Source organism: Brachyspira sp. SAP_772 (assembly GCF_009755885.1).
Lineage (GTDB): Bacteria > Spirochaetota > Brachyspiria > Brachyspirales > Brachyspiraceae > Brachyspira.
This window is the reverse complement of the sequence record NZ_VYIX01000068.1, coordinates 1-914: the sequence shown is the minus strand read 5'-3', so window position 1 is coordinate 914 and position 914 is coordinate 1. Positions and strand designations below refer to the sequence as shown.

The 914-nt window shown below is 29.2% G+C and carries 1 protein-coding gene; it reads right to left on the bottom strand.

What is annotated here, in order from left to right; genetic code table 11:
• Nucleotides 1-895, bottom strand: an 895-nt coding sequence (locus GQX97_RS12615; protein ID WP_157152243.1) for an ankyrin repeat domain-containing protein, incomplete at its 3' end; no start/stop codon positions are given.
• Nucleotides 896-914: the final 19 nt, after the last annotated feature.

The window sequence follows — 914 nt, the reverse complement described above, 5'->3', positions numbered from 1 at the left end:
ATCCAGAATTGTTAGTTTTATTAACATCAGCTTTTTTTCTTAATAGTTCTTTTATTAYATCARTATATCCGTCTATAGAAGCAGCAATTAAAGGAGTAGTACCGTCAGAAGCARCAACATTTACATCACTTTTACTTTTTATAAGCTCTTTTACTATGTCTAATCTTCCAAACCTAGAAGCATAAATTATAGCAGTAATTCCATTAGAACCTCTAAAATGAACATTAGCCCCAGCAGCAATTAACTTCCTCACAATATCAACATTTCCAGATATAGAAGCCATAAGTAAAGCATTATCTCCCAAACCATTTGCCTGATTCACATCAACTTTTAACATTATAAGCCTTTCAACAATCTCTATATAAGCAGAATCAGAAGCTATCATCAAAGGAGTATTACCATTCTTATCAGCAACATTAATATCWGCMCCATATTCTATAAGCAAATTAAAAATATCAATATTCCCYCTCACAGAAGACCACATTAAAGCAGACCAGCCATCATTGTTTGTTGTATTAATGTTTGCTTTATTATCTAATAAAAGTTTAATTGTAGAATAATGCCCCTCAAGCACAGCACCCATCAAAGCAGTATTTCCAAAATTGTTAGTATTATTAATATTTACATTAGCATTAATAAGCTCTCTTACTATATCAACATTTCCATAAAGTGCCGCCCATATTAAAGGAGTATTGCCCTGCTCATCTCTAATCTCTAAATCTTCACCGCTATTTATAATATTTTTTAAAGTATTAATATCATCTTCAGCAATAGCCTTAATAATAGGAATATCTATAGGAGGATTTTGCTCTTCTTCATTATARTCCTGAGAATATAAATTATTTAAACACAAAATATTTAAAGATAAAATTATAAATATTAATCTCTTTAACATAATTAATCCAAAATAAAAT